The sequence below is a fragment of the Mycobacterium sp. NPDC049093 genome, assembly GCF_040704635.1.
Classification (GTDB): Bacteria; Actinomycetota; Actinomycetes; order Mycobacteriales; family Mycobacteriaceae; genus Mycobacterium.
Genome location: NZ_JBEZJS010000003.1, coordinates 122570 through 143273 on the forward strand (window position 1 = coordinate 122570; position 20704 = coordinate 143273).

General features: G+C 65.5%; 22 protein-coding genes. 13 read left to right on the plus strand and 9 right to left on the minus strand.

Annotated features, from left to right (window positions below; genetic code table 11):
- Window position 1: 1 nt before the first annotated feature.
- Window positions 2–1066, plus strand: coding sequence for an isocitrate/isopropylmalate dehydrogenase family protein (locus tag AB0876_RS11200; protein WP_526042003.1), 1065 nt, complete (start codon window positions 2–4; stop codon window positions 1064–1066).
- Between the two features lie 4 nt (window positions 1067–1070).
- On the opposite strand, the gene AB0876_RS11205 is transcribed toward AB0876_RS11200, so the two are convergent.
- The gene (locus AB0876_RS11205; protein ID WP_526042004.1) at window positions 1071–2450 is read right to left on the minus strand and encodes a purine-cytosine permease family protein; all 1380 of its coding nucleotides are present in this window, start codon (window positions 2448–2450) and stop codon (window positions 1071–1073) included.
- A 141-nt stretch (window positions 2451–2591) separates the two neighbouring features.
- Between AB0876_RS11205 and AB0876_RS11210 the strand changes: the two genes are divergently transcribed.
- The 5 genes from AB0876_RS11210 (at window position 2592) to AB0876_RS11230 (ending at window position 8458) form a co-directional block, all read left to right on the plus strand.
- Complete coding sequence (locus AB0876_RS11210; RefSeq protein ID WP_526042333.1) at window positions 2592–4013, plus strand: MFS transporter; 1422 nt, start codon at window positions 2592–2594, stop codon at window positions 4011–4013.
- Window positions 4014–4294: 281 nt separating this feature from the next.
- The gene (locus tag AB0876_RS11215; protein ID WP_526042334.1) at window positions 4295–5473 is read left to right on the plus strand and encodes an ABC transporter ATP-binding protein; all 1179 of its coding nucleotides are present in this window, start codon (window positions 4295–4297) and stop codon (window positions 5471–5473) included.
- 62 nt (window positions 5474–5535) lie between these two features.
- Window positions 5536–6732 carry a polyamine ABC transporter substrate-binding protein gene (locus AB0876_RS11220; RefSeq protein WP_526042005.1) on the plus strand — a complete coding sequence of 399 codons (1197 nt, stop codon included), beginning with the start codon at window positions 5536–5538 and terminating at the stop codon, window positions 6730–6732.
- Between the two features lie 5 nt (window positions 6733–6737).
- Window positions 6738–7613, plus strand: coding sequence for an ABC transporter permease (locus tag AB0876_RS11225; RefSeq protein ID WP_003885200.1), 876 nt, complete (start codon window positions 6738–6740; stop codon window positions 7611–7613).
- Window positions 7610–8458, plus strand: a complete 849-nt coding sequence (locus AB0876_RS11230) for an ABC transporter permease (protein WP_491839233.1) — start codon at window positions 7610–7612, stop codon at window positions 8456–8458. Before AB0876_RS11225 ends, AB0876_RS11230 begins: the two co-directional genes overlap by 4 nt.
- 5 nt (window positions 8459–8463) lie before the next feature.
- Here AB0876_RS11230 and AB0876_RS11235 read toward each other — a convergent pair whose 3' ends face one another.
- From AB0876_RS11235 to AB0876_RS11245, 3 genes are read right to left on the minus strand one after another with little or no spacing between them, the layout of a single operon-like run.
- Window positions 8464–8823 (minus strand): PNPOx family protein, encoded by a 360-nt coding sequence (locus tag AB0876_RS11235; protein WP_491839232.1) that lies wholly within the window; start codon window positions 8821–8823, stop codon window positions 8464–8466.
- Window positions 8824–8842: 19 nt separating this feature from the next.
- Complete coding sequence (locus AB0876_RS11240) at window positions 8843–9676, minus strand: EamA family transporter (RefSeq protein WP_526042335.1); 834 nt, start codon at window positions 9674–9676, stop codon at window positions 8843–8845.
- Window positions 9677–9711: 35 nt separating this feature from the next.
- Entirely contained in the window at window positions 9712–10329 is a 618-nt protein-coding gene (locus AB0876_RS11245; protein ID WP_491839231.1) for a TetR/AcrR family transcriptional regulator, read from the minus strand.
- Between the two features lie 192 nt (window positions 10330–10521).
- On the opposite strand from AB0876_RS11245, the gene AB0876_RS11250 reads away from it, so the two are divergent.
- The 3 genes from AB0876_RS11250 to AB0876_RS11260 all read left to right on the plus strand — a co-directional run bounded on the left by AB0876_RS11250 (window position 10522) and on the right by AB0876_RS11260 (window position 12904).
- Window positions 10522–11874 (plus strand): aromatic ring-hydroxylating oxygenase subunit alpha, encoded by a 1353-nt coding sequence (locus tag AB0876_RS11250; RefSeq protein ID WP_526042006.1) that lies wholly within the window; start codon window positions 10522–10524, stop codon window positions 11872–11874.
- 43 nt (window positions 11875–11917) lie between these two features.
- Window positions 11918–12382, plus strand: a complete 465-nt coding sequence (locus tag AB0876_RS11255) for a hypothetical protein (protein WP_526042007.1) — start codon at window positions 11918–11920, stop codon at window positions 12380–12382.
- A 105-nt stretch (window positions 12383–12487) separates the two neighbouring features.
- Window positions 12488–12904, plus strand: coding sequence for a GtrA family protein (locus AB0876_RS11260; RefSeq protein WP_491839370.1), 417 nt, complete (start codon window positions 12488–12490; stop codon window positions 12902–12904).
- A gap of 2 nt (window positions 12905–12906) precedes the next feature.
- Here the strand turns inward: AB0876_RS11260 and AB0876_RS11265 are convergent, their stop codons facing one another.
- The 3 genes from AB0876_RS11265 to AB0876_RS11275 are packed head-to-tail and all read right to left on the minus strand — an operon-like array spanning window position 12907 to window position 15593.
- Window positions 12907–13977, minus strand: coding sequence for a M42 family metallopeptidase (locus AB0876_RS11265; protein WP_526042008.1), 1071 nt, complete (start codon window positions 13975–13977; stop codon window positions 12907–12909).
- Between the two features lie 54 nt (window positions 13978–14031).
- Entirely contained in the window at window positions 14032–14850 is an 819-nt protein-coding gene (locus AB0876_RS11270; RefSeq protein WP_491839227.1) for an acyl-CoA thioesterase domain-containing protein, read from the minus strand.
- A gap of 44 nt (window positions 14851–14894) precedes the next feature.
- On the minus strand, window positions 14895–15593 hold the full coding sequence (locus tag AB0876_RS11275) for an MBL fold metallo-hydrolase (RefSeq protein ID WP_526042009.1): 699 nt from the start codon (window positions 15591–15593) through the stop codon (window positions 14895–14897).
- Window positions 15594–15637: 44 nt separating this feature from the next.
- On the opposite strand from AB0876_RS11275, the gene AB0876_RS11280 reads away from it, so the two are divergent.
- Genes AB0876_RS11280 through AB0876_RS11290 form a run of 3 tightly spaced genes read left to right on the plus strand, consistent with a single transcriptional unit; the run spans window position 15638 to window position 17842 of the window.
- Window positions 15638–16459 (plus strand): serine hydrolase, encoded by an 822-nt coding sequence (locus AB0876_RS11280; RefSeq protein ID WP_526042010.1) that lies wholly within the window; start codon window positions 15638–15640, stop codon window positions 16457–16459.
- Window positions 16460–16506: 47 nt separating this feature from the next.
- Complete coding sequence (locus AB0876_RS11285) at window positions 16507–17301, plus strand: DoxX family membrane protein (protein WP_491839224.1); 795 nt, start codon at window positions 16507–16509, stop codon at window positions 17299–17301.
- Window positions 17302–17311: 10 nt separating this feature from the next.
- Window positions 17312–17842, plus strand: a complete 531-nt coding sequence (locus AB0876_RS11290) for an RDD family protein (protein WP_526042011.1) — start codon at window positions 17312–17314, stop codon at window positions 17840–17842.
- A gap of 63 nt (window positions 17843–17905) precedes the next feature.
- Here the strand turns inward: AB0876_RS11290 and AB0876_RS11295 are convergent, their stop codons facing one another.
- Window positions 17906–19348: a GntP family permease gene (locus tag AB0876_RS11295; RefSeq protein ID WP_491839222.1), complete on the minus strand. Its 1443-nt coding sequence runs from the start codon at window positions 19346–19348 to the stop codon at window positions 17906–17908.
- Entirely contained in the window at window positions 19345–19860 is a 516-nt protein-coding gene (locus AB0876_RS11300; RefSeq protein WP_526042012.1) for a gluconokinase, read from the minus strand. Before AB0876_RS11300 ends, AB0876_RS11295 begins: the two co-directional genes overlap by 4 nt.
- A gap of 121 nt (window positions 19861–19981) precedes the next feature.
- On the opposite strand from AB0876_RS11300, the gene AB0876_RS11305 reads away from it, so the two are divergent.
- Complete coding sequence (locus tag AB0876_RS11305) at window positions 19982–20698, plus strand: FadR/GntR family transcriptional regulator (protein ID WP_491839220.1); 717 nt, start codon at window positions 19982–19984, stop codon at window positions 20696–20698.
- The last annotated feature ends 6 nt before the right edge of the window (window positions 20699–20704 follow it).

Sequence of the window (20704 nt, forward strand, 5' to 3'; positions counted from 1 at the left end):
AGTGCTGACCTTGGGAGTGCTTCTCGGCGACGGTATCGGCCCTGAGATCGTGGATTCGGCCACCAGGGTCGCCGAACGGGCTCTGGCCACGGCGTCGGTCGACGTGCACTGGCGCGAACTGCCGTTCGGCCTCGAGGCGATCGGCGAGTACGGGACCCCGCTGCCGGAACCGACACTGGCCGAACTCGACGGGCTGCCGGGATGGATCCTCGGACCGCACGACAACGCCGGATACCCTGAGCAGTTCCGCGGCACCTTGTCGCCGGGCGGGGCAATCCGCAAGCGCTACAACCTGTTCGCCAACATCCGGCCTGCGCGCACCTTGAGTACTGCGATCGCTGCGGTATGCCCCGATCTCGACGTCGTCATCGTCAGGGAGAACACCGAAGGGTTCTACGCCGACCGCAACATGTACGACGGTGCAGGCGAATTCATGCCCACCCCTGATGTCGCGCTGGCCGTCGCCGTCTTCACCCGGACCGCGTGTGAGCGGATCGCCCATCAGGCGTTCCAGTTGGCCGTCGCTCGGCGTAGGTCGGTCACCATCGCCCACAAGACGAATGTCCTGGCCAAGACCACCGGGCTGTTCCGCGACGTGTGTCTGACCGTCGCCGAGGGCTACCCCGATGTGGAAGTCCGTGGCGAGCACATCGATGCATTGGCGGCTCGATTGGTGAGCCATCCCCGCGATTTCGACGTGATCGTCGCAGAGAACATGTTCGGTGACATCCTCTCCGACCTGGCCGGCCAATTGAGCGGCTCACTGGGGATGGCGCCCTCCATCAACGCCTCGCATACTCACGCGATGGCGCAGGCCGCACACGGATCGGCGCCCGACATTGCCGGACGCGACATCGCCAACCCCGCGGCGATGATCCTGTCCACCGCGATGTTGCTGCGCTGGTTGGCCGGGCGCGACGGCGGCACACCGGCACTCGGCGTCGCCGCCGACCGGATCGAGGAGGCCATCCGTCGCGTCCTCGACGCCGGTGTCGGAACGCCCGACGTCGGCGGCAGCGCGTCGACCTCGTCCTTCACCGAGCACGTACTCGCCGCGCTGCAGTGACTGCTTAGGAGCGCCGCGTCGCAAGTCGAAAGCCACCGTAAATCAACAGCGCCGCAAGGAAATTGACGAAGTAGGCAATGTCGGCGCCATGCCAGGCGGTTGCCACCGCACCCTGGATCAGGGTGGTGTTCATGAACGGCATGGCCACCACGTAGGCAACGAGGAACGCGAGCAGGGCGGCCACCGCGTCACGTCGGGCCGTGGGTTCGGCACTCGGGTCGATGCTGGTGCGTCCCCTGGTGCGGAGCAGCCAGTCCACCACGTTCACCGCGACGAACGCCGGGATCCAGTAGCTGACCAAGAGCAGGACATCGGTGAACCTGGTCGCGGTGTCGGCGGCGTGCAGCCACAGGATCAAACCGAACGCCAATGCCGTCACGATGATCGCCGACACCGGCCTGCGCACCCGCACGCCGATGGTCTGCAAGGCCAAGGAACCGCTGTAGTCGTTCATCACCCCCGACCCGATCGCCGCGAGCGCGATCACCAACAAAGCCAGGCCGCCGAGCAGACCGCCACCCATGACCGCGTGAACACCGTCGGCCGTCTGCTCTCCGACGACCGATGCGGCCGCGATTCCGATGCCCTGGACGAAGACGTAGGCCAACACGATCCCGGCGAACGAATAGCCGAACACCTGCCACCGCGACGACTCCGTCGGAAGGTACCGGCTGAAATCGGCGGCATAACTGGCCCACGAGATGGCCAGACTCAGCGCGATCGTGACCTCGAAAACGAAGGCTCCGGCCAGATCCGCGCCGCCCGCGGTCGGCGCCACCACGATGTCGTGGCCGCTGATCAGTTTGACGGTGAACACGGCGAACGTGAGAAACAGGATGACGGTCAGCACTGCCTGCAGTCGGTGGATCAGCTCGTAGCCGAAGAAGCCGACGACGCCCTGCACGGCCAGCACGATCAGTACCGCGCTCCAGAACGGGATGCCGAGTAGCGCCGCGAGCGCCTCGCCGCCGAACAGGCCGACGAGTGCGTCCCACGCTATCGACGATCCCCATTGCAGGATGCCCGGCACCACCACCAGACCGCCGAAGGCCATGCGTGCGTTGGGAAGTTGTCCTGTCCCGGTCCGGGGCCCCCACGTCGACAGGTAGGCCACCACGGCCGAACCCAGGACCGTGCCGATCACCATGGCCAGCAGTCCGAGCCAGAAGCCCAACCCGAGGGTGATCGCCAATGTCCCGGTGAACACTCCGGTCATGTTCACCTGCGGCGCGAACCAGACCGTGAACAGCCGGGCCGGATGTCCGTAGCGCTGGTCGGCGGCGAGCGGCGCGATCCCGTGGGTTTCGACCGTCAGATCGCCCGCACCTGTCGGGCGGCGTCCGCTGAACGTTGACGCGTTGAGTGCGCTGACTCCGAAAGCCATTTGTCTATTCGACCACGCACCCGGTGTACGGGCGCGTGCCGCACCATGGCCATAATCGAGAAACACAAAGATTAGCTATGGATCGGAGCGGAAGTGGCGAGGACCGAAGCTGACCGGTCCGACTCCCCCGCGGTGATCGGCATGTCGCGCCGCCCCGGTGTTCTGATTGCCGGCCTCAGTCTGGTCGCCCTCACCGTCGCCGTCCTGCAGACCGCGGTGGTCCCGATCCTGGGCATCATCGCCCATCAGCTCAACACCTCCTCGGTTGCGGTCAGCTGGGCCGTCACCGCCAACCTGCTGGCGGCGGCGGCCTCGACTCCGCTGATCGGGCGGCTCGCCGACCTCTACAGCAAGAAGCGGGTCCTGCTGGGTGTTCTGGTGGTCGTGCTGACGGGGTCGGTGCTGGCTGCGGTCACCGCGTCGGTACCGCTGCTGGTCGTGGCTCGCATCCTGCAGGGCGCCTCCTATGCGCTCTACCCGATCAGCATCGCGATCCTGCGGGAAGAACTCGCCGAGGATCGATTGGTCGGCGCGATGTCGGTGCTGTCCGGAACGCTGGGCTTCGGAGGCGGTGTCGGCCTCGTCGTCACCGGGCTCCTGATGTCCGGTGACGCCGGATATCACCGCGTCTTCTGGCTCACCACCGCTTTCACCGCGGTCGTCATCGTGGTGGCGGTGATGGTCGTTCCCAGTCGCACGCCCGCAGCGGTTGGCGCGATCGACTGGCTGGGTGCCGCCGGTCTGGCGATCGGCCTGTCTTCGGTGCTCTTGGCGATCACCCAGGGCAATGCGTGGGGATGGAGCCATCCGGGCACGATCGGTTTTCTGCTCGGCGGCGCCGGCGTGCTGGCCGGCTGGTGGTGGTGGGAACGGCGAGCCGCCGATCCGCTGGTCTCGACAACGATGCTGGCCCGACGACCCATCCTGCTCACCAACCTGGCCACGATCCTGGTCGGTATGGGTCTGTACTTCGCGTTCCTCGGCCTGACCCAGTTCGTGCAGATGTCGCGCGAGGCCGCAGGCTACGGATTCGGGGCCGGCGTACTGCAGGCGAGTGTCTACTTCCTTCTCCCCGGAGCACTCACCGGTTTCCTGGTGGCGCTGGTCAGTGGCCGCTACATCGACCGGTACGGCGCGCGCCGGGTGCTGATGGTGGCCGCTGTCGCGGGTATCGCCGGATTCGTCATGCTCGCCGTCACACATGACCGGGCCTGGCAGGTCGTCCTGGCCGGAATGCTGGCCAACGCCTACATCAGCCTCGGGTACGGCGCGTTGCCGGCACTGGTCGTCAGCGAGGTGGACAACAGCGAGACGGGTATCGCCACGAGCATGAACGCGATCGCACGAACCATCGGCAGTTCCGTGGCGGCGGCGGTCGTGGCAGTCCTGCTCGGGCATCGGACGGTGCCCTCTGAAGGCAGCTTCGTGACGATCTTCGTTGCCGGTGCGGTCACCGCCGCGTTGGCGATGGCTCTCATCGCGGTGTCCCGGGCACCTGACCGCCACGGCGACTCCGTGCACAACCTCTCCGAGTCCCGCGCGATGAACCACGAGTGGGGCTGATCCGTCTCGTCGCCGGTTTTCGCGTCGCGACAAACCACTGAGCTGCGAAACTTGAGGCCAGCCAGTCGCTGCCCTCCCGATCGTCGACCGTCCAGAATCGCCGTGGCCGTTGAGCCCGCCACGCCATGGAATCACGCTGTCAAGGTGCTTCAGACGAAGGATTCCATTGAAAAATTGTTAATTCATTGCGGAATCGCTTGCGAAGGTCGGAACAATCGGCGATTGTTTACCGACAGCTTCCGCGGCTGTACTGGAGGAGGATTCCGCTGACCGGCCCAGAAATCACCGCCGTCGACAAGTCGACGGGACACGACGGCTCGCCACGCACCGGCGCGCCAGTCATAGAGATCGACCACGTCACGAAACGGTTCGGCGACTACGTAGCCGTAGCCGAGGCGGACTTCTCGATCGCCTCGGGTGAGTTCTTCTCGATGCTCGGCCCCTCGGGCTGCGGGAAGACCACCACGCTGCGCATGATCGCCGGATTCGAAAGCCCGACCGAGGGTGCAATCCGGCTGGAGGGCGTCGACGTCTCCCGTGTGCCACCGCACAAGCGCAACGTCAACACCGTCTTCCAGCACTATGCGCTGTTTCCACACATGACGGTGTGGGACAACGTCGCCTACGGACCGCGCAGCATGAAGAAGGACAAAACCGAGATCAAACGCAGCGTCGACGAGCTGCTGGAAATCGTTCGGCTCACCGACTTCGCCAAGCGCAAGCCGGGCCAGCTCTCGGGTGGTCAGCAGCAGCGCGTGGCACTGGCCCGCGCCCTGGTCAACTACCCCAGCGCGCTGCTGCTCGATGAGCCGCTCGGCGCCCTTGATCTCAAACTGCGCCACGCCATGCAGTTCGAGCTCAAGCGGATCCAGCGCGAGGTCGGCATCACGTTCATCTACGTCACCCACGATCAGGAAGAGGCGCTCACGATGAGCGACCGGATCGCGGTGATGAACAACGGAAACGTCGAGCAGATCGGCAGCCCCACCGAGATATATGACCGCCCGGCAACGGTTTTCGTCGCCAGCTTCATCGGGCAGGCCAACCTGTGGGCCGGCCGGCAGACCGGGCGCTCCAACCGCGACTTCGTCGAGGTGGAAGTGCTCGGCACCACGCTCAAGGCCAAGCCCGGCGATACCACCATCGAGCCCGGTGGGCACGCAACTCTGATGGTCCGCCCGGAACGGGTCCGCGTCTCGATGGATGTTCCCACCGGGGAGGTGGCCACCGTCCCCGCCACCGTCAAAGACCTGACCTTCCAGGGCCCGGTTCTTCGGCTTTCCCTTGCCGCGCCTGATGATTCGACGATCATCGCCCACGTCGGCCCCGAGCAGGAACTTCCGCTGCTGCGTCCCGGCGATCAGGTCCACGTGGGTTGGTCGCCCGACGCGTCGCGGGTGCTTCCGGCCGCGGACATCCCGACCACCGAAGATCTCGAAGAGATGCTCGACGATACGTAGGCGCTCTCCACCCGCCGCCCCTCCCCTCGACGAAAGCGTCCGAATTCACCGAAAGGTCGCCCATGCCTGACAATATCGATCCCCGCCTGCTCGCCCGCCTGACCTCGAACCGCACTTCACGGCGCCGCTTCCTCGGTGGCGGCGCTGCGGCCGCCGCCGCCTTCGCGCTGGGCCCCGCCGTGCTGGCCGCATGCGGGACAGGTGGTGACGGTGGCTCCACCGAGACATCGTCGGCCGCCCCCGACGACGGCTCGCCGGCCACCGGCAACGTGCGTATCTCGAACTGGCCGCTGTATATGGCCGACGGATTCGTCGCAGCGTTCCAGACCAAGACCGGCCTGACCGTGGATTACAAAGAGGATTTCAACGACAACGAGCAGTGGTTCGCCAAGGTCAAGGAACCGTTGTCCCGCAAGCAGGACATTGGGTCCGACCTCGTGGTGCCGACCGAGTTCATGGCGGTCCGGCTCGCAGGACTCAAGTGGCTCAACGAGATTCGTGACTCCCGTGTCCCGAACAAGAAGAACCTCCGCGAAGACCTGCTCAACTCGAAGGCCGATCCGGGCCGGAAGTACACCGCACCGTATATGACCGGCATGGTGGGCCTGGCCTACAACAAGGCCGCCACGGGACGCGACATCACCAAGATCGACGATCTATGGGATCCCGCCTTCAAGGGCCGGGTCAGTTTGTTGTCCGACACCCAGGACGGGCTCGGCATGATCATGCAGTGGCAGGGCAACTCCGTCGAGGATCCGACCACCGAATCCATCACCAAGGCCGTCGATTTCATCCGCGAGCAGAAGGACAAAGGTCAGATCCGGCGGTTCACCGGCAACGACTACGCCGACGATCTGGCAGCTGGAAACATCGCCGTGGCCCAGGCATATTCGGGTGACGTCGTGCAATTGCAGGCCGACAACCCGAACCTGCAGTTCATCGTGCCGGAGTCCGGCGGCGACTGGTTCATCGACACCATGGTGATCCCCTACACCTCGCAGAACGAGAAGGCGGCCGAGGCCTGGATCGACTACGTCTACGACCGGGCGAACTACGCCAAACTCATCGCGTTCACCCAGTTCGTGCCGGTGCTGTCCGACATGACCGACGAGCTCGCCAAGATCGACCCCAAGCTTGCGAGCAATCCGCTGATCAACCCGCCCGCCGACGTCCAGGCCAAGCTCAAGTCCTGGCCGGCGCTCACCGACGAACAGACGCAGCAGTTCAACAGTCTGTACGCCGCAGTGACCGGAGGCTGACGCCGATGGCAGGCGTGGCCACCAGTAGCCGGCAGCGGAGCAAGATCGCCCCGTACCTGATGATCCTGCCGGCGTTGGTGTACCTCGGGATCTTCTTCGTGGTCCCGTTCATCTCGCTGGCACGCACCTCGTTGTCGACATCCGGCGGTTCGGTGTACCTTCCGACACTCGAATTCGACTGGAACTTCGGCAATTATGCGCACGCGTTCAGCGAGTATCAGGACCAGATCCTGCGGACGTTCGGCTACGCCCTGGTAGCGACCCTGCTGTGTGCGCTGCTGGCCTTCCCGCTGGCCTACGTCATCGCCTTCAAGGCCGGCCGGTACAAGAACCTGATCCTCGGCCTGGTGATTCTGCCGTTCTTCGTCACCTTCCTGATCCGCACGATCGCCTGGAAGACGATTCTCGCCGACGACGGTGTGGTGGTGAGCGCGCTCGGGTCCATCGGACTGCTGCCCAGCGAGGGGCGGCTGCTGTCGACGAGTTGGGCAGTGATCGGTGGCCTGACCTACAACTGGATCATCTTCATGATCCTGCCGCTGTACGTCAGCTTGGAGAAGATCGATCCCCGACTGATCGAGGCCTCCAAGGACCTGTACTCCTCGAACACCCGCAGCTTCACGAAAGTCATTCTGCCGCTGTCGATGCCGGGGGTTCTGGCTGGAAGCATGCTGGTATTCATTCCCGCGGCCGGCGATTTCATCAATGCGGACTACCTCGGTAGCACGCAGACCACCATGATCGGCAATGTGATCCAGAAGCAGTTCCTGGTGGTCAAGGACTATCCGGCGGCAGCCGCACTCAGCATGGTGCTCATGGCGATCATCCTGGTCGGCGTGCTGCTGTACACACGGGCGCTCGGCACGGAGGATCTCGTATGACGTTGACCGCGATGGCCGACGCCACCAGTCCGGCCGAACCGAAAGTCGTCAAGGGCTCACCACGATGGGGCGACTGGGCGCTGCGGATCGTCGCCGGCCTGGTGTTGCTGTACCTGTTCCTGCCGATCGTCGTGATCGTGTTGTTCTCGTTCAACAAGCCGGCGGGCAAGTTCAACTACACCTGGCAGGGGTTCACGCTCGACAACTGGGCGCACCCGTTCAAGTACCCGGCGCTGACCGACGCCCTCAAGCTGAGCCTGAACGTCGCGGCGGTATCCACCGCCATCGCCCTGGTGCTCGGCACCCTGGTCGCCATCGCCCTTGTGCGCCAACGCTTCCGCGGCCACAAAGCGGTCGATACGTTCCTGGTCCTCCCGCTGACCGCGCCCGAGGTCGTGATGGGTGCCTCCCTGCTGACCCTGTTCCTCGACCTCGGCTGGGCGGCGGGCTACACCACGATCCTCGTCGCCCACGTCGCATTCGAGGTCAGCTTCATCGCCATGACGGTGCGGGCCAGGGTGCGCGGATTCGACTGGACACTCGAGGACGCGTCCATGGACCTCGGCGCCAGCCCGACCAGAACCTTCTTCAGAGTGACTCTGCCGCTGATAGTTCCGGGCATCGTCGCCGCGGCGATGCTGTCGTTCGCACTCTCGCTCGACGACTTCATCATCACCTACTTCGTCAGCGGCTCCACCGTCACGTATCCGCTGTACGTCAATGCGGCGGTCAAGGCTGCGGTGCCGCCGCAGATCAACGTGCTGGCCACGGCCATCCTGGTGATCAGCCTGCTGCTGCTCATGGTCGGAACGCTGTACCGGCGCAAGCGGATCGACGTCACCTGATCTGATCAGGAGGCGTCGAGCTGCACCGTGACGGCCACCTTGCCCCGGCCGTCACGGTGGGCGACCGCATGCCCTGTGCGGTCCCTGCCGTCCAGGTTCCGCAAGGTCAGCGGTCCCCCCTCGCCGAGGAAGTTGCGCCACCAGTTCTTGCTGTCCGGCGCCATCACATGGATGGTCACCTGATCGCCGTCCCGCTTCACCGAAACCGGGGTTTCGAACCACTGACCCGACCGCCGCCCGGTGTAACCGATCACCACCACACCGTGACCGATCCATCGGCCGAGCACCGGAACCCGGGTCAGGCCCACAGCTGCCGCATTCAACCACCGCGAGACCGGGGAATTGAAGACTCCACCACGTGCCATTGGCGCCAGCGTAGCCGGATCAACCGATCTCGGCAGGGACCGGCGTGGCGCGCGCACCCGCGCGCGCTGCCCCGATTCCCGCCGCCACCACCAGGAAGATGCCGATCACCGCCGCCGCGGCCGGAGTCTGATGAAGCAGAACGAAACCGACCAGCATCGCAAAGGCGGGCTCCAACGCCATCAGCGTCCCGAACGCCGCCGTGCTCAGATACCGCAACGCGGACATCTCGAGGGCGAACGGAACCACCGGCAGCAGGATCGCCAGCCCCACGCCGATCAGCAGCAGCTGCGGGGTCAGCTGTGGAAATACCGACGGTCCGACCACCGCGGTGCCGACCAGGCCGGCCACCGGCATCGACACTCCCAGGCCCTTGATGCCGGCCACCTCGTCGCCGACCCGTTGTGTCAGCAGGATGTAGCCGGCCCAGCACAGTGCGGCGCTCAGGGCGTAGAGCACACCGATGAGGTCGACGTCGCCCGTCCAGGGCTCGGTGAGCAGCACCACGCCGGCGGCCGCCAACCCGGGCCACAAGATCCGATTGCGGCCCTTCCCGTGCGCGACGGCCACCCCGAGCGGCCCGAGGAATTCCAGCGCGCTGGCCGTGCCGAGCGGGATCCGGGACAGGGCTGCCATGAAGAGCATCGTCACCCCGGCGGTGACCACGCCGAGTGCGACGCAGGTCCAGAATGCCGATCTTGTGAACGCCGAGGGGCGTGGTCGCACGATGACGAGTATCAGGATTCCCGCCCACGACAGGCGAAGCCATGCGGCACCCTCGGCACCGATGTCATCGATCAGGCCGACGGCAACCGCCAGCCCGATCTGCACGCAGAGCATGGAGGCCACGGCCATCAGCGCGCCGGTGCGCGCAGGATGCCCGGTCGTGCTCACAAGTCGTTCCCTTTGGGGACAACGATGTTGGCCAGAACCATGCGCAGGAACGGACGGTAGACCGCCTGGTCGTCGACAAGGCTGTTCAGCGTGACGCCGTCGTTGGCGGCCAGAATGACCCGGGCCAGGTCCAGCGCCGGGATGCTCAGATGGCCGCCCAGGCGGGCGGCGCCCTTGGAGATGTAGTCGGCCAGCGCGCGGACCGTCTCCTCACGCTGCGCAGCCACGCGCTCGCGCGCCTCGGGGTTACGCAGCAGGAACAGCGTGTACTCGGATCCGAGGACAGCCCGGTCAGGCCCCTCGGCGGCCACCAGATCTCGCCAGCGGTCGCCGAGTTCGTCGGCGTCGAGATCCTCGAGCGCGTGGAACGTCTCGATGACGTCGGCGAATCCGTCGAGGAATTGTTGGCGCTGCCGTTCGATCACCGCGAGGAACAATTCGGCCTTGCTGCCGAAGTGCGAGTAGATGGCACCCCGGGTGTATCCCCCGACTTCCGCGATGTCTTCGAGTGCGGCGCCGTCAAACCCCTTGCGTGCGAATACCTCTTCGGCAGCATCCAGCAGAACGTTGCGCGTGTGTTCCAGGCGGCGTTGCTTCGTCCAGCGTTCGGCCATGACCCCATCCTGTCAAACGTTAGCCAGCGGGTGTGGCGGTGCTCCTCCACGATCGTCGCTCCTCCGAGCAACGATATGCACTGTTGTATTGGATATACGGATATGTATAGTAGTGATCGCAGTCACAGGATGGGTACGCTCTGTCCTCCTGCTCCGCCTCGCAGCCCCGATATCGAATGAAGAGGTCAGCCCGTGCAGACAGCACGCCCCGGCAACTGGGTCGACACCGCCACCAAGCTGGACGACATCGCACCTGATGCCTATCGGATGCAGATTCCCACCAGTCGCTATGTTGCGCCGGAATTCGTTGCCCAGGAGCGTGATTCGATTTGGAAGAAGGTGTGGCAGGTCGTCGGCCGGGTCGACGAGTTGGCCAAGGCCGGCGACTGGAAGCAGTACCAGATCTTCGATCAGTCCTACCTCGTGGTGCGCGGTAAGGACGAGAGGCTTCGCGCATTTGTCAACGCCTGCCGACACCGCGGCAACGTGCTGTGCCGCGAGGTCCGCGGGAACGCCAAGCGCGGCTTCCTCTGTCAGTACCACCTGTGGTCCTATGACCTCGACGGCCGACTCAAGGGCATGCTGCGGGAGGCGCTGGCCGGGCCGATCGACAAAGAAACCCACGGCCTGATCGAGGTCTCGGTGGGAACCTTCGCCGGGTTCATCTTCCTCAACCCTGATCCGAATGCCGAACCTCTCGCGGACTTCATCGGCGAGGAGGTCGCGACGATGCTGGCGCCGTATCACCTCGACGAGATGGTGACGGTGATGGACGTGACCGAGGCCATCGACTGCAACTGGAAGGTCGTCCTCGATGCCTTCCAGGAGGGCTACCACATCGACGGCATCCACCCGCAGTTGCTGCGGGTGATCAACATCGACCCCGCCACGAGCCGGTACCGGTTCTTCGAGCAGCACAGCGTGTCGATGGCACCGTTCGATGTCGTCGGAGCCACGCCGGAGCAGCAGGTCGACGGCATCATGGATCTACCCGAGACCTTCCCGTCGACGGTTGCGGTACTCCCCCGGTTCCAGGAACTTGTCGCCGAGTACCGCGCCGACGATGGCTCGTTGAACTTCCCCGACGGCGTCACCGCCCGCACGCTGCTGCAGCGCGCAACGCGAGACACCCTGACCGGCATGGGACTTGACGTCAGCGAGTTGACCGACGCCCAGATGAGCGACAACCACGGCTGGGTGTGGTTCCCCAATTTCTTCATGACCATCCGAGCCGGGGAAGCCACGATCATCATGTCGCTGCCGCACCCGGACGGTGATCCCAACCGCTGCATCTGGCGTGTGGCCAGCTACATGTGGCTGCCCGACGAGATGAAAGCCGCGTTCACCGCGGAACCGATCGTCGTCGACCAGGCGGGCAGCTACAAGTATTTCGAAGCGCTACAACAGGATTACGAGCAGATGCCACGTCAGCAGATCGGGTTGCGCAACACCGCTCTGAAGCACATGGCGTTGGTCAAGGAGGAAGTCGTCATCGCACACTTCCATTCGGTCGTCGACAAGTATCTGGCAGCAGCGGGCTCCTGACGCCTCCCATCGCCCATCCGAGCACAGAACAGGAACTTCACCGTTGAAAGATGTCAGCGAAGTTGTCGGCGACTACACCGGTCGACGCCGCACCGTGGTGCAGTACGCGGTCACCACCAAGCAACTGGTGGGCGCCGCCAAACAACCCGGCTTCGGGACCGAGGGTTGGGCCCCGCTGGCCGCCTTGGTCGCCGTCGATGAGTTCGAACGCGTCGGCAATTTCAAGGAGGTCATGAACTGGGAGCAGTACATCGACTTCATGACGAACTGGGCCGCGGCTTCGGAGTGGGACGGCTTGTTCAAGCGTGTCAGCGAAGTCGACGGCGTCGTGTTCCTCGAACTCGAGGAACGCACCAGGATGGGCGACTTCGAGTCAGTGGTCAACTCGCTCTCGGTGTATGAGTTCACCGCCGACGACAAGATCCGCCACATCGACCTCTATCTGCAGATGGCGCTGCCGAACACCGAGATGCTGACCAGTTACGAGGGGGTAGCGATCTCGGAGTGACGGTGAAGTTCGCCCGGTGCTCACGGTTCTGACACCTTCCGATGCCACCGTGTCCATGTGCGGAGCGAACCGCGCCGGGTTTCACCGGCCGAGCGATTCCACCAGATGTGTGTCGTGGTGGTGCGGGCGCTGCCGACGCCACTGAATTCTGTTGTGGCGCCGACATTCCTCGGTTTCGCGTTGATCAACACCTTCACCTTCGGGGTCGACCTGACGATCCTGACACTCCTGCACGGCGGGTTCCGGGCGCCGCTTCCGGTCGCGGTGACGGTCGGATACGCCGCGGCTTTCGGCCTGGCCTACTACCTGAACCGGACTCTGAACTTCCGCTCACACGCGGCGGTCGGTCCTCAGCTGACCGTGTACGTGGTGGCGGTCGTGATCAACTACCTGGCATTCATCCTGGGCGTATCCAGTGGGCTGGCAGCCGTGGGGCTGGAGTATCACCTGGCCCGGATCGTCGCCGGCGGATGCGAGGCGGTGTTCATGTACAGCGCCATGCGCTGGGTGGTGTTCCGGTGAGTTCACCCATGGACGACAAAATCGACCAGTACGTCCGTCACTGCCGCGATGGCGGTGCGGGAAATCACTTCGTAGCCATGGGTACTCAAGGTCGGCAGACACAGCAGGCCCGCCCGGGGGGACAGCCCGGAGGATTTCGTGTGTGACGCATCGGACTCGAAGGCACCGAGCACCGCTGCCTGCGGCGAATATCCGAGGTCGCGGGCAATCGCACACAGGCGATCGGCAACGCCCTTGTCGTATACGCACTGCGCGTCGCTGTAGGCCACGATCGGCCCGCCGGTGACCGTGGTGCCGTACTCCGCCTCCGTCGGTCCGACTTCCACCGCAAGCGTGAGATCCCCGGGCAGGGTCCGGCAGGCGTGAGCCGCCCCTACCCCGCCGACCTCCTCGTTCGTCGTGAACACCAGGTACAGGTCGCCGGCCGGGTGCCGACCGCTGTCACGCAGCCGTCGGGCGAGCAGGATCAGCGCGAGTACCGCGGCACGGTCGTCCATGAAGTAGCAGCCGAAATAGTCACCCACCTCGATGAGTTCACGCTTGCTGCGGTCGATACACACCCGGGTGCCCGGCCCGACACCCAACTTGGCCAACTGGTCGGGCTCCATCCCGGTGAATACGTAGACGTCCGGCCAATCCAGTGCCTTGTCGCCCTGGTCGGGCTTGGTCTGCCAGACGTGCTGGGTTTCCTGTGTGGTGTGCTCCGAGCCCAATGCGAGGACCCCGCACAGGGTTTCGTCGTCACCCAGAATCGCGACGGGGCCCAGACCGAAATTGGCCGGGTACATAGTGCCCAGCGGGGTCAGCCGCAGTGTGCCGTCCGGCTCGATCCGCTTGACGAGCATGGAAAGTTCATCGAGATGGGCCAAGATCCGGGTGGTTGCGGCACCCGGCTTCGCCCCCCTGATCAATGCAACGAGATTGCCTGCGGCATCGGTCGAAAGCTCGTCGACGAGGTGCTCCAGCTCCCGGTGGCAGATCTCGCGAACCTGGTCCTCCTGCCCGCACGGGCCATAGGCCGACAAGAGCTCCTGCAACAGCGCACGTTCGAACCCGTCATCCAGCCCGGCCATGTCTGCTCTATTGCCGCTGCGGCCGGTCTGGAAACCTCGGTGCTGGTCAGGCGGTCACCGCGGTGCGGTGCGATCCGGGAACGGGTCGTTGTTGAAATCGATCTGAGCCGCCGGGTTGCTGATCGCGGTGACGAGGCCGGTGCCGAACGCCCCGGCACTGTCGTACAACGTCGAGGCGCCGACCGCGATGCCGTCAGCGGCCCGATGCGAATCCGCCTCCACACCGATCCACTCGTCTCGCGGGAGCCGGGACAGCGCGACCGTGAGGTCACCGTTGATGTAGCCGACGCCGGCGGTTCCCAGGTTGGTGACCAGGCTGGTGCCCTCGGCCGCCATCGCCGCCCGCACAAACGGCGAATTCGGGTGGCCTTGCACCACGGTGATGGTGCGGTTCATGAATCGCTTGCGCGACGCGTTCTGATGGTCGGCGATGGCGCGACTCCAACCGCCGGCATCGCTGCCCATGTATGTCGTCCGGTCCCCGTCGAGCGCGGCGGGCGGTTCGAAGCCGGTCGTCGAGGTCCATTCCTCACCACGTGGAGGTTCACCCAACCGGTATTGAACCAACGTCGCCCGCGCGACGGTCACGCCGTCCTGGACCAGTTCACACTCGGAGTTGCGCACGCGCCTGCCGTCGCGGATCAGCGCCACCTTCGTCGTCGTCGGTAGCCCGCGGGCGGCCTTGAACAGGTCGACCGTCAACCGGGCGGGCAGGAATTCGGGAAGGCCGAAGGCTGATTCCAATGCCCGGGCGGCCAGGCCGACGAGCGCCGGGCCGTTGAGATGATCCTGGCCCCAGTGGCTCTGCGCAAAGCGGGTCGGCTGGAACCGGTCCTGCTCGGACTGCACGAAATGGGCGACAACCTCGGTCATCGGCGAATCGTCGCATATGGGCTAACTAATTTGGACGGCGGGGATCACGAAGGGCGCCGGGCACCCAGCCAGCGCTGCTGGAGCCGGATGAAATGCGCGTCGACGACGGCGCCGTGACCGGGAACGTAAACACCGTCCTCCCCGCCCGCGGCCAGCACCGCCTCCAGGGTGACCGGCCAGGATTCGAGGTCGGAGTCGGCGTCGATGACCGGGTCACCGGACTGCTCGACGAGATCACCACAGAACACGACCGTGTGCCTGCCCGGCACCGTGACGATCAGGTCGTGGTTGGTGTGCCCAGGACCGGGGCGGCGGATGCGCACGGTCCGGCCGCCGAGATCGATCTGTCCACCGGACACCTCGTGCACGGACTCCGGCATTGCTGCAATGGCCCGCTCGACGTCGTCGGGGTCGGCGCCGTAGCGGAGCGCCTCCTCGCGGAGCTGCGCCCGACCGTTGGCCATGGAAGCGGCAACTTCTGGGGCACAACAGATTTCGGCATCCCTGAACCAGGAGCACCCGAGGACATGGTCAAAATGGTTGTGCGTCAGGATGATATGCCCGACCCGATGACCCGTGAGTACCGCGACATCGGCCTCGATGCCGCGTGCCTCGGCCAAAGTCGTACCGGCATCGACCAACAAAGCGTGCGTGCTGCCACTGACCAGACCCACCGTGACGTCCAGGAAGGGCAGGCGGGTGCGCCACACACCCGCGCCCAACTGTTCCCACTCGTAGTTCACAGCCCCGTGCCGGCCAGGGGATCCACCCCTGCGAAGCTACTCCTATGCGCCGCCTCCTGTCCTTTGCCTGCCTACTGGCCGCGCTGGGCGCCGGCACCACTGCCCCGTCGGCCAGTGCCGCCTGTACGACCGGATCGGACTGCGACTTTTCGGAGCGGCTGGCCGCTGCCGACGCCTACTTGGCGACCCGTCCGGGCACGGTCGGGTACGTGCTGCGTGACCGCGCCACCGGGGCGGTATACCGGAATGCGCACGCCGGCGAACAGGTGTGGACGGCGTCCACGATCAAGCTGGGCATGGTGGTCGACCTGCTGACCAGGCAACGAGCCGGTACCGTCACGCTGACCGAGCCAGACCGGGCCCTGATGGCGGCCATGCTGCACTCCTCTGACGACGATGCGGCCGACACGTTGTGGTCGCGGTACAGCGGCGCCGATCTCCAGGCGTTCAACGCCGACTTCCCCGCGTACGGGCTGACGGGGCTGCAACCGCAGCGCGGGTTCAGCAGAACCTTCCCGTACTGGGGCTTCCAGAAGGCCACCCCCGAGGATCTGGACCGGTTGATGACCTACACACTGACCAGCCTGACCCCGGGCGAGACGGCAGGCATCGTCGATGCGCTCCAGCACGTCGACACCAACCAGCAGTGGGGCGTCTGGGGTGCCGGCGCGGCGATGAATCCCGGCAACAAGGACGGCTGGTCACTCGAACAGGGCGGCTGGGTGGTCAACAGCGTAGGTTTCGCCGGACCTCAGCAGCGCTACACGCTGGCGATCATGAATGCCCTCGGCGACCAGGGCGGCTACGACGACGGAGTCCAGACCACCACGCATCTCAGCGAGGTACTGCTGGCCGGGCGACGCTGACCTGACCGGACAGGTTTGCCCTGGCGGGCTCTGGGAACTCCTAGCTCATGTTGATCAGACGAATCGCCCGCCCCATGCTGTCTGCGACCTTCATCGCCCGAGGCGTCGAGACCCTGCGCGACCCGAGCACCTCCACCGAAACGACACGCAGAACCCTGGGTGCGCTGAGTGCACTGCCCGGCCCGGTAGGGGCCGGGGTCCCGAACAACGCCGACACGGTCGCCCGGGTCAACGCCGCGGTTCAGGTGGGCGGTGGGCTACTCCTGGCGCTCGGCCGGGCCCCCCGCCTCACCGCAGCGGCGCTGGCCATCACGATGATTCCGAGAAGTGTTGGCTCACAGGCATTCCTGAAAGATTCAGACCCGCAACACGCCGCTGCTCAGCGTCGTGAGTTTCTCACCGACGTGAGTTTGTTGGGCGGCCTGATCATCGCCGCAGCCGACACGGCCGGCAAGCCGTCGTTGGCCTGGCGCGGACGCCGTGCGGCACGGAACGTCTCGGCCAGCGTCGCCGCCGTCGTTCCCGGTGTATCCGCAAGCAGTGACGCCCTCACCGACAGTGCGTTAGCCGAGAAGGTCGGTCAGGGCCTGGCCGTCGGTGCCGAGCGTGGCCGTGAACTCGCCGATGCGGCCGTGGAACGGACGACTGAATGGGCGACCGAATTGGCGCAACTCGCGCGGGAACACGGTCCCGAGGTGGCCGACGCAGCCCGCGAACGCGCCACCGAGTTCGCCCACATCGCCCGTGAGCGGGCACCCGAACTCGCCGAAGCCGCGCGTGAACGCTCCGTTGCGCTGGCCGATGTCGCGCGAGCCCAACTCGAGCAGCGACGGAGTCGGTAGCGTTGACGGCATGAGTACGGGCGACTCTCCACCGGAATTCGGTCAGTACGGACAACCGGGCGGCTACCCGCCGCCCTACGGCGGGCAAGTACCGGGTGGGTATCCCCCGCCCTACGGCACCCAGGCCCCCGGCGGCCTCGGCCGGCGCTGGCTGGCCCGGGTGATCGACGGGATCATCGTCGGGATCGTGGCGTTCTTCCTGGGCTTCTTCACCGACCAGCTCTCCAATTACTGGGTGACCGGCATGTTCACCGGGCTGCTGGTATTTGTCTACTTCCTGCTGTGCGAAGTGGGAATGGGCTCGACGCCCGGCAAGAAGGTGCTGGGGCTCGCGGTACACGGCCCCGGCGGCACACCGAAGCCGACAGCCAAACAGTCGGCCATCCGCAACGCCTTCACCCTGCTGCCGATCATCCCGTGGGTTGGTTGGCTCCTGGCCCCCATCGCGATGATCGTCATCGCGGTGACGATCAGCGGCAGCCCCACCAAACAGGGCAAGCACGACGAACTCGCCGGCGGAACCCAGGTGGTCCGGGGCTGAGAACCCTTGCGTGAGGGGCCCGGCGTCACGGGCACCTCACGTTTCGGGGCGCGGTTCACCGGCTCAGACGAACAGCCCCAGCACGAGGACGAATATCAGACCGGCCACCGAGAGTGCCGTCTCCATCAGCGACCAGGATTTGATGGTCTGGCCCACGGTCATCCCGAAATACTCCTTCACGAGCCAGAATCCGGCGTCGTTGACATGGGAGAAGAACAACGATCCGGCACCCACGGCGAGCACCACCAGGGACACCTCGCCGGTGCTCATCCCCTCGACCAGGCCGAGCATGAGCGACGACGCGGTGATCGTGGCCACGGTGGCCGAGCCGGTCGCCAACCGGATCAGTACGGCCAACACCCACGCCAGCAGCACCACCGAAAGATTGGCCCCCTTGGCCCATTCGGCGAGCAGAGTGCCGATCCCGGTGTCGACCAGGACCTGTTTGAACCCGCCGCCGGCCGCCACGATCAGGATGATGCCGGCCACCGGCGGCAGAGACGACTCGATGGTTTTCACGATCTCGCCGCGACCCATCTTGGCGCCGCCACCAAGGGTGAACATGCCGACGACCACCGCAATCAGCAACGCCATCAAGGGTTGGCCGAGGATGTCGAACGTCTGACGCAGCAGATGCGACTTGTCGTCGACCAGGATGTCGACGAGCGCCTTGCCCATCATCAGTGCCACCGGCAGCAGCACACTGAACATGGTGAGGCCGAACGTCGGTCGTGTCTTCGTGGCGGTCACCGTGCCCGCCGCGCCGGCTGCGCCCTCGCCGTTCGAGCCCGCGCTCGCAGAATCCGCGGCGTCGAACCGGTCCGGAACCTCAAGGACCACCCAGCGCCCAGCCAACTTGCCGAACAACGGGCCCGCCACCACGATCGTCGGAATTGCCACCAGCACACCCAGCGCGAGCGTGACACCGAGGTCGGCGTGAAGCAAGGAGATCGCGGCGACCGGACCCGGATGCGGTGGAACGAATCCGTGCATGGCCGACAGGCCCGCCAGTGCCGGGATACCGACTGTGATCAAGGACAGTTGCGAACGACGGGCCACCAGGTAGATCACCGGCATCAACAGCACCAGACCGATCTCGAAGAACATCGGCAGGCCGATGATCGCGCCCACCAACGCCATTGCCCACGGCAGCATCCGCGGTGACGCGTGCCCGACGATGGTGTCGACGATCTCGTCCGCTCCCCCGGAATCGGCCAACAGCTTGGCGAACATCGCGCCGAGAGCGATCAGGATCCCGACGCTGGCGGCGGTGGACCCGAATCCGCTGGAGAACGAGGCGAGCACGTCACTGATGTTCTCGCCCGCGGCTATGCCCACGGTCAGCGCGCCGAAGATCAGGGCCAGGAACGGATGCAGCTTGACGATCGTGATCAGCACGACGATCAGGGCGATGCCGGCCAGTGCGGCCAGGACCAACTGCGCACCACCCGCCACCGGCTCAACCAGCTCCGTCCCGGCCGCAAGGTGAGTGAGCGTCGAGGTCATCGGTTCTCCTGTTCTGTTGTCGCAGCGCCAGATTGGGCCACATATTCGTCGACGATGGCATCGATGCTCTGATCCACATCGATGGCCAGACCGGCCTCATCAGGGCCGAGCGGCTCCAGCGTCGCGAATTGGGAGTCCAGCAGCGTGGCCGGCATGAAATGCCCCGGGCGACTGGCCTGGCGTCGGCGGATCACCTCGCGTGATCCGCTCAGGTACAGAAACACGACGTCGGGGCAGTGCCGCCGCAATTGGTCGCGATATTTGTGTTTGAGTGCCGAGCAACTCATCACACCGCCTTCGTGGTGCTCGGCGAGCCAGTCACCGATCGACTCCAGCCAGGGATAGCGATCGGCATCGTCGAGAGCGTGGCCCGCCGACATCTTGGCGATGTTGGCGGCGGGGTGAAAGTCATCCGCATCGGCGAACGGAACACGCATTCGCTGTGCGAGCGCGGCGCCCACTGTCGATTTCCCCGACCCCGATACGCCCATGACCACGACTGGTGAACCCATACATCCCTCACAATGTGTGTCTGCCGTCACACAGCATGACTTAAAAATCATACGTTTGCAACAGTGTCACGATTACATCTGTTTTTTAACAGCTCAATGTGCGATATGACAGGATGTAACCGTGTCCTCGCCCTCAAACGTCGGCGCGCTGCATGCCAGCCTGCTCACCTCGCTCGGCACCGGAATTGTCTCCGGCGAGCTGGCGGCCGAGCAGGTGCTGACCCTGGACCGGCTCAGCGCCGAGCATGAGGTGTCCCGCAGCGTCGCGCGCGAGGTGATCCGGGTGCTCGAGTCGATGGGCATGGTGGAATCGCGACGCCGGGTCGGGATCACCGTCCAGCCGGCACGCAAGTGGAATGTGTTCGACCCCAGGCTGATTCGGTGGCGCCTACAGGCCGGCGACCGGGCAGCGCTGCTGGCATCACTCTCAGAGCTGCGACGGGGTTTCGAACCGACTGCCGCGGCACTCGCCGCCCGGCGGGCGAATCCGGATCAATGCCGGGTCCTGGCCGCCGCGGTGTCCGACATGGTGGTACACGGGCGATCCGGCAACCTCGACGCATACCTACTGGCGGACAAGGTTTTCCATCAAACGCTGCTCGAGGCCAGCGGCAACGAGATGTTCCGCGCGCTCAACGACGTCGTGGCCGAGGTCCTGGCCGGGCGCACCGAGCACGGACTGATGCCGCACTCCCCCAACCCGGCCGCCATCGAGCTACACGACGAGGTCGCCCGGGCCATCCGGCTGCGCGACGAAGACGCCGCGGAACGGGCGATGCGGGCGATCATCGACGAGGCCGCCACGGCGGTGATCGATCCGGTCAGCCCCGATGCTTAACTGATG

Excerpts from the sequence above, each read along its gene's own strand:
- AB0876_RS11260 (WP_491839370.1), top strand. The coding sequence starts at position 12,488 with ATGTGTGTCGTGGTGGTGCGGGCGCTGCCGACGCCACTGAATTCTGTT.
- AB0876_RS11290 (WP_526042011.1), top strand. The coding sequence starts at position 17,312 with ATGAGTACGGGCGACTCTCCACCGGAATTCGGTCAGTACGGACAACCG.
- AB0876_RS11300 (WP_526042012.1), bottom strand. The coding sequence starts at position 19,860 with ATGGGTTCACCAGTCGTGGTCATGGGCGTATCGGGGTCGGGGAAATCG.
- AB0876_RS11230 (WP_491839233.1), top strand. The coding sequence starts at position 7,610 with ATGACGTTGACCGCGATGGCCGACGCCACCAGTCCGGCCGAACCGAAA.
- AB0876_RS11280 (WP_526042010.1), top strand. The coding sequence starts at position 15,638 with ATGCGCCGCCTCCTGTCCTTTGCCTGCCTACTGGCCGCGCTGGGCGCC.
- AB0876_RS11225 (WP_003885200.1), top strand. The coding sequence starts at position 6,738 with ATGGCAGGCGTGGCCACCAGTAGCCGGCAGCGGAGCAAGATCGCCCCG.
- AB0876_RS11295 (WP_491839222.1), bottom strand. The coding sequence starts at position 19,348 with ATGACCTCGACGCTCACTCACCTTGCGGCCGGGACGGAGCTGGTTGAG.
- AB0876_RS11245 (WP_491839231.1), bottom strand. The coding sequence starts at position 10,329 with ATGGCCGAACGCTGGACGAAGCAACGCCGCCTGGAACACACGCGCAAC.
- AB0876_RS11235 (WP_491839232.1), bottom strand. The coding sequence starts at position 8,823 with ATGGCACGTGGTGGAGTCTTCAATTCCCCGGTCTCGCGGTGGTTGAAT.
- AB0876_RS11285 (WP_491839224.1), top strand. The coding sequence starts at position 16,507 with ATGTTGATCAGACGAATCGCCCGCCCCATGCTGTCTGCGACCTTCATC.
- AB0876_RS11240 (WP_526042335.1), bottom strand. The coding sequence starts at position 9,676 with ATGGCCGTGGCCTCCATGCTCTGCGTGCAGATCGGGCTGGCGGTTGCC.
- AB0876_RS11265 (WP_526042008.1), bottom strand. The coding sequence starts at position 13,977 with ATGGCCGGGCTGGATGACGGGTTCGAACGTGCGCTGTTGCAGGAGCTC.
- AB0876_RS11220 (WP_526042005.1), top strand. The coding sequence starts at position 5,536 with ATGCCTGACAATATCGATCCCCGCCTGCTCGCCCGCCTGACCTCGAAC.
- AB0876_RS11205 (WP_526042004.1), bottom strand. The coding sequence starts at position 2,450 with ATGGCTTTCGGAGTCAGCGCACTCAACGCGTCAACGTTCAGCGGACGC.
- AB0876_RS11210 (WP_526042333.1), top strand. The coding sequence starts at position 2,592 with ATGTCGCGCCGCCCCGGTGTTCTGATTGCCGGCCTCAGTCTGGTCGCC.
- AB0876_RS11270 (WP_491839227.1), bottom strand. The coding sequence starts at position 14,850 with ATGACCGAGGTTGTCGCCCATTTCGTGCAGTCCGAGCAGGACCGGTTC.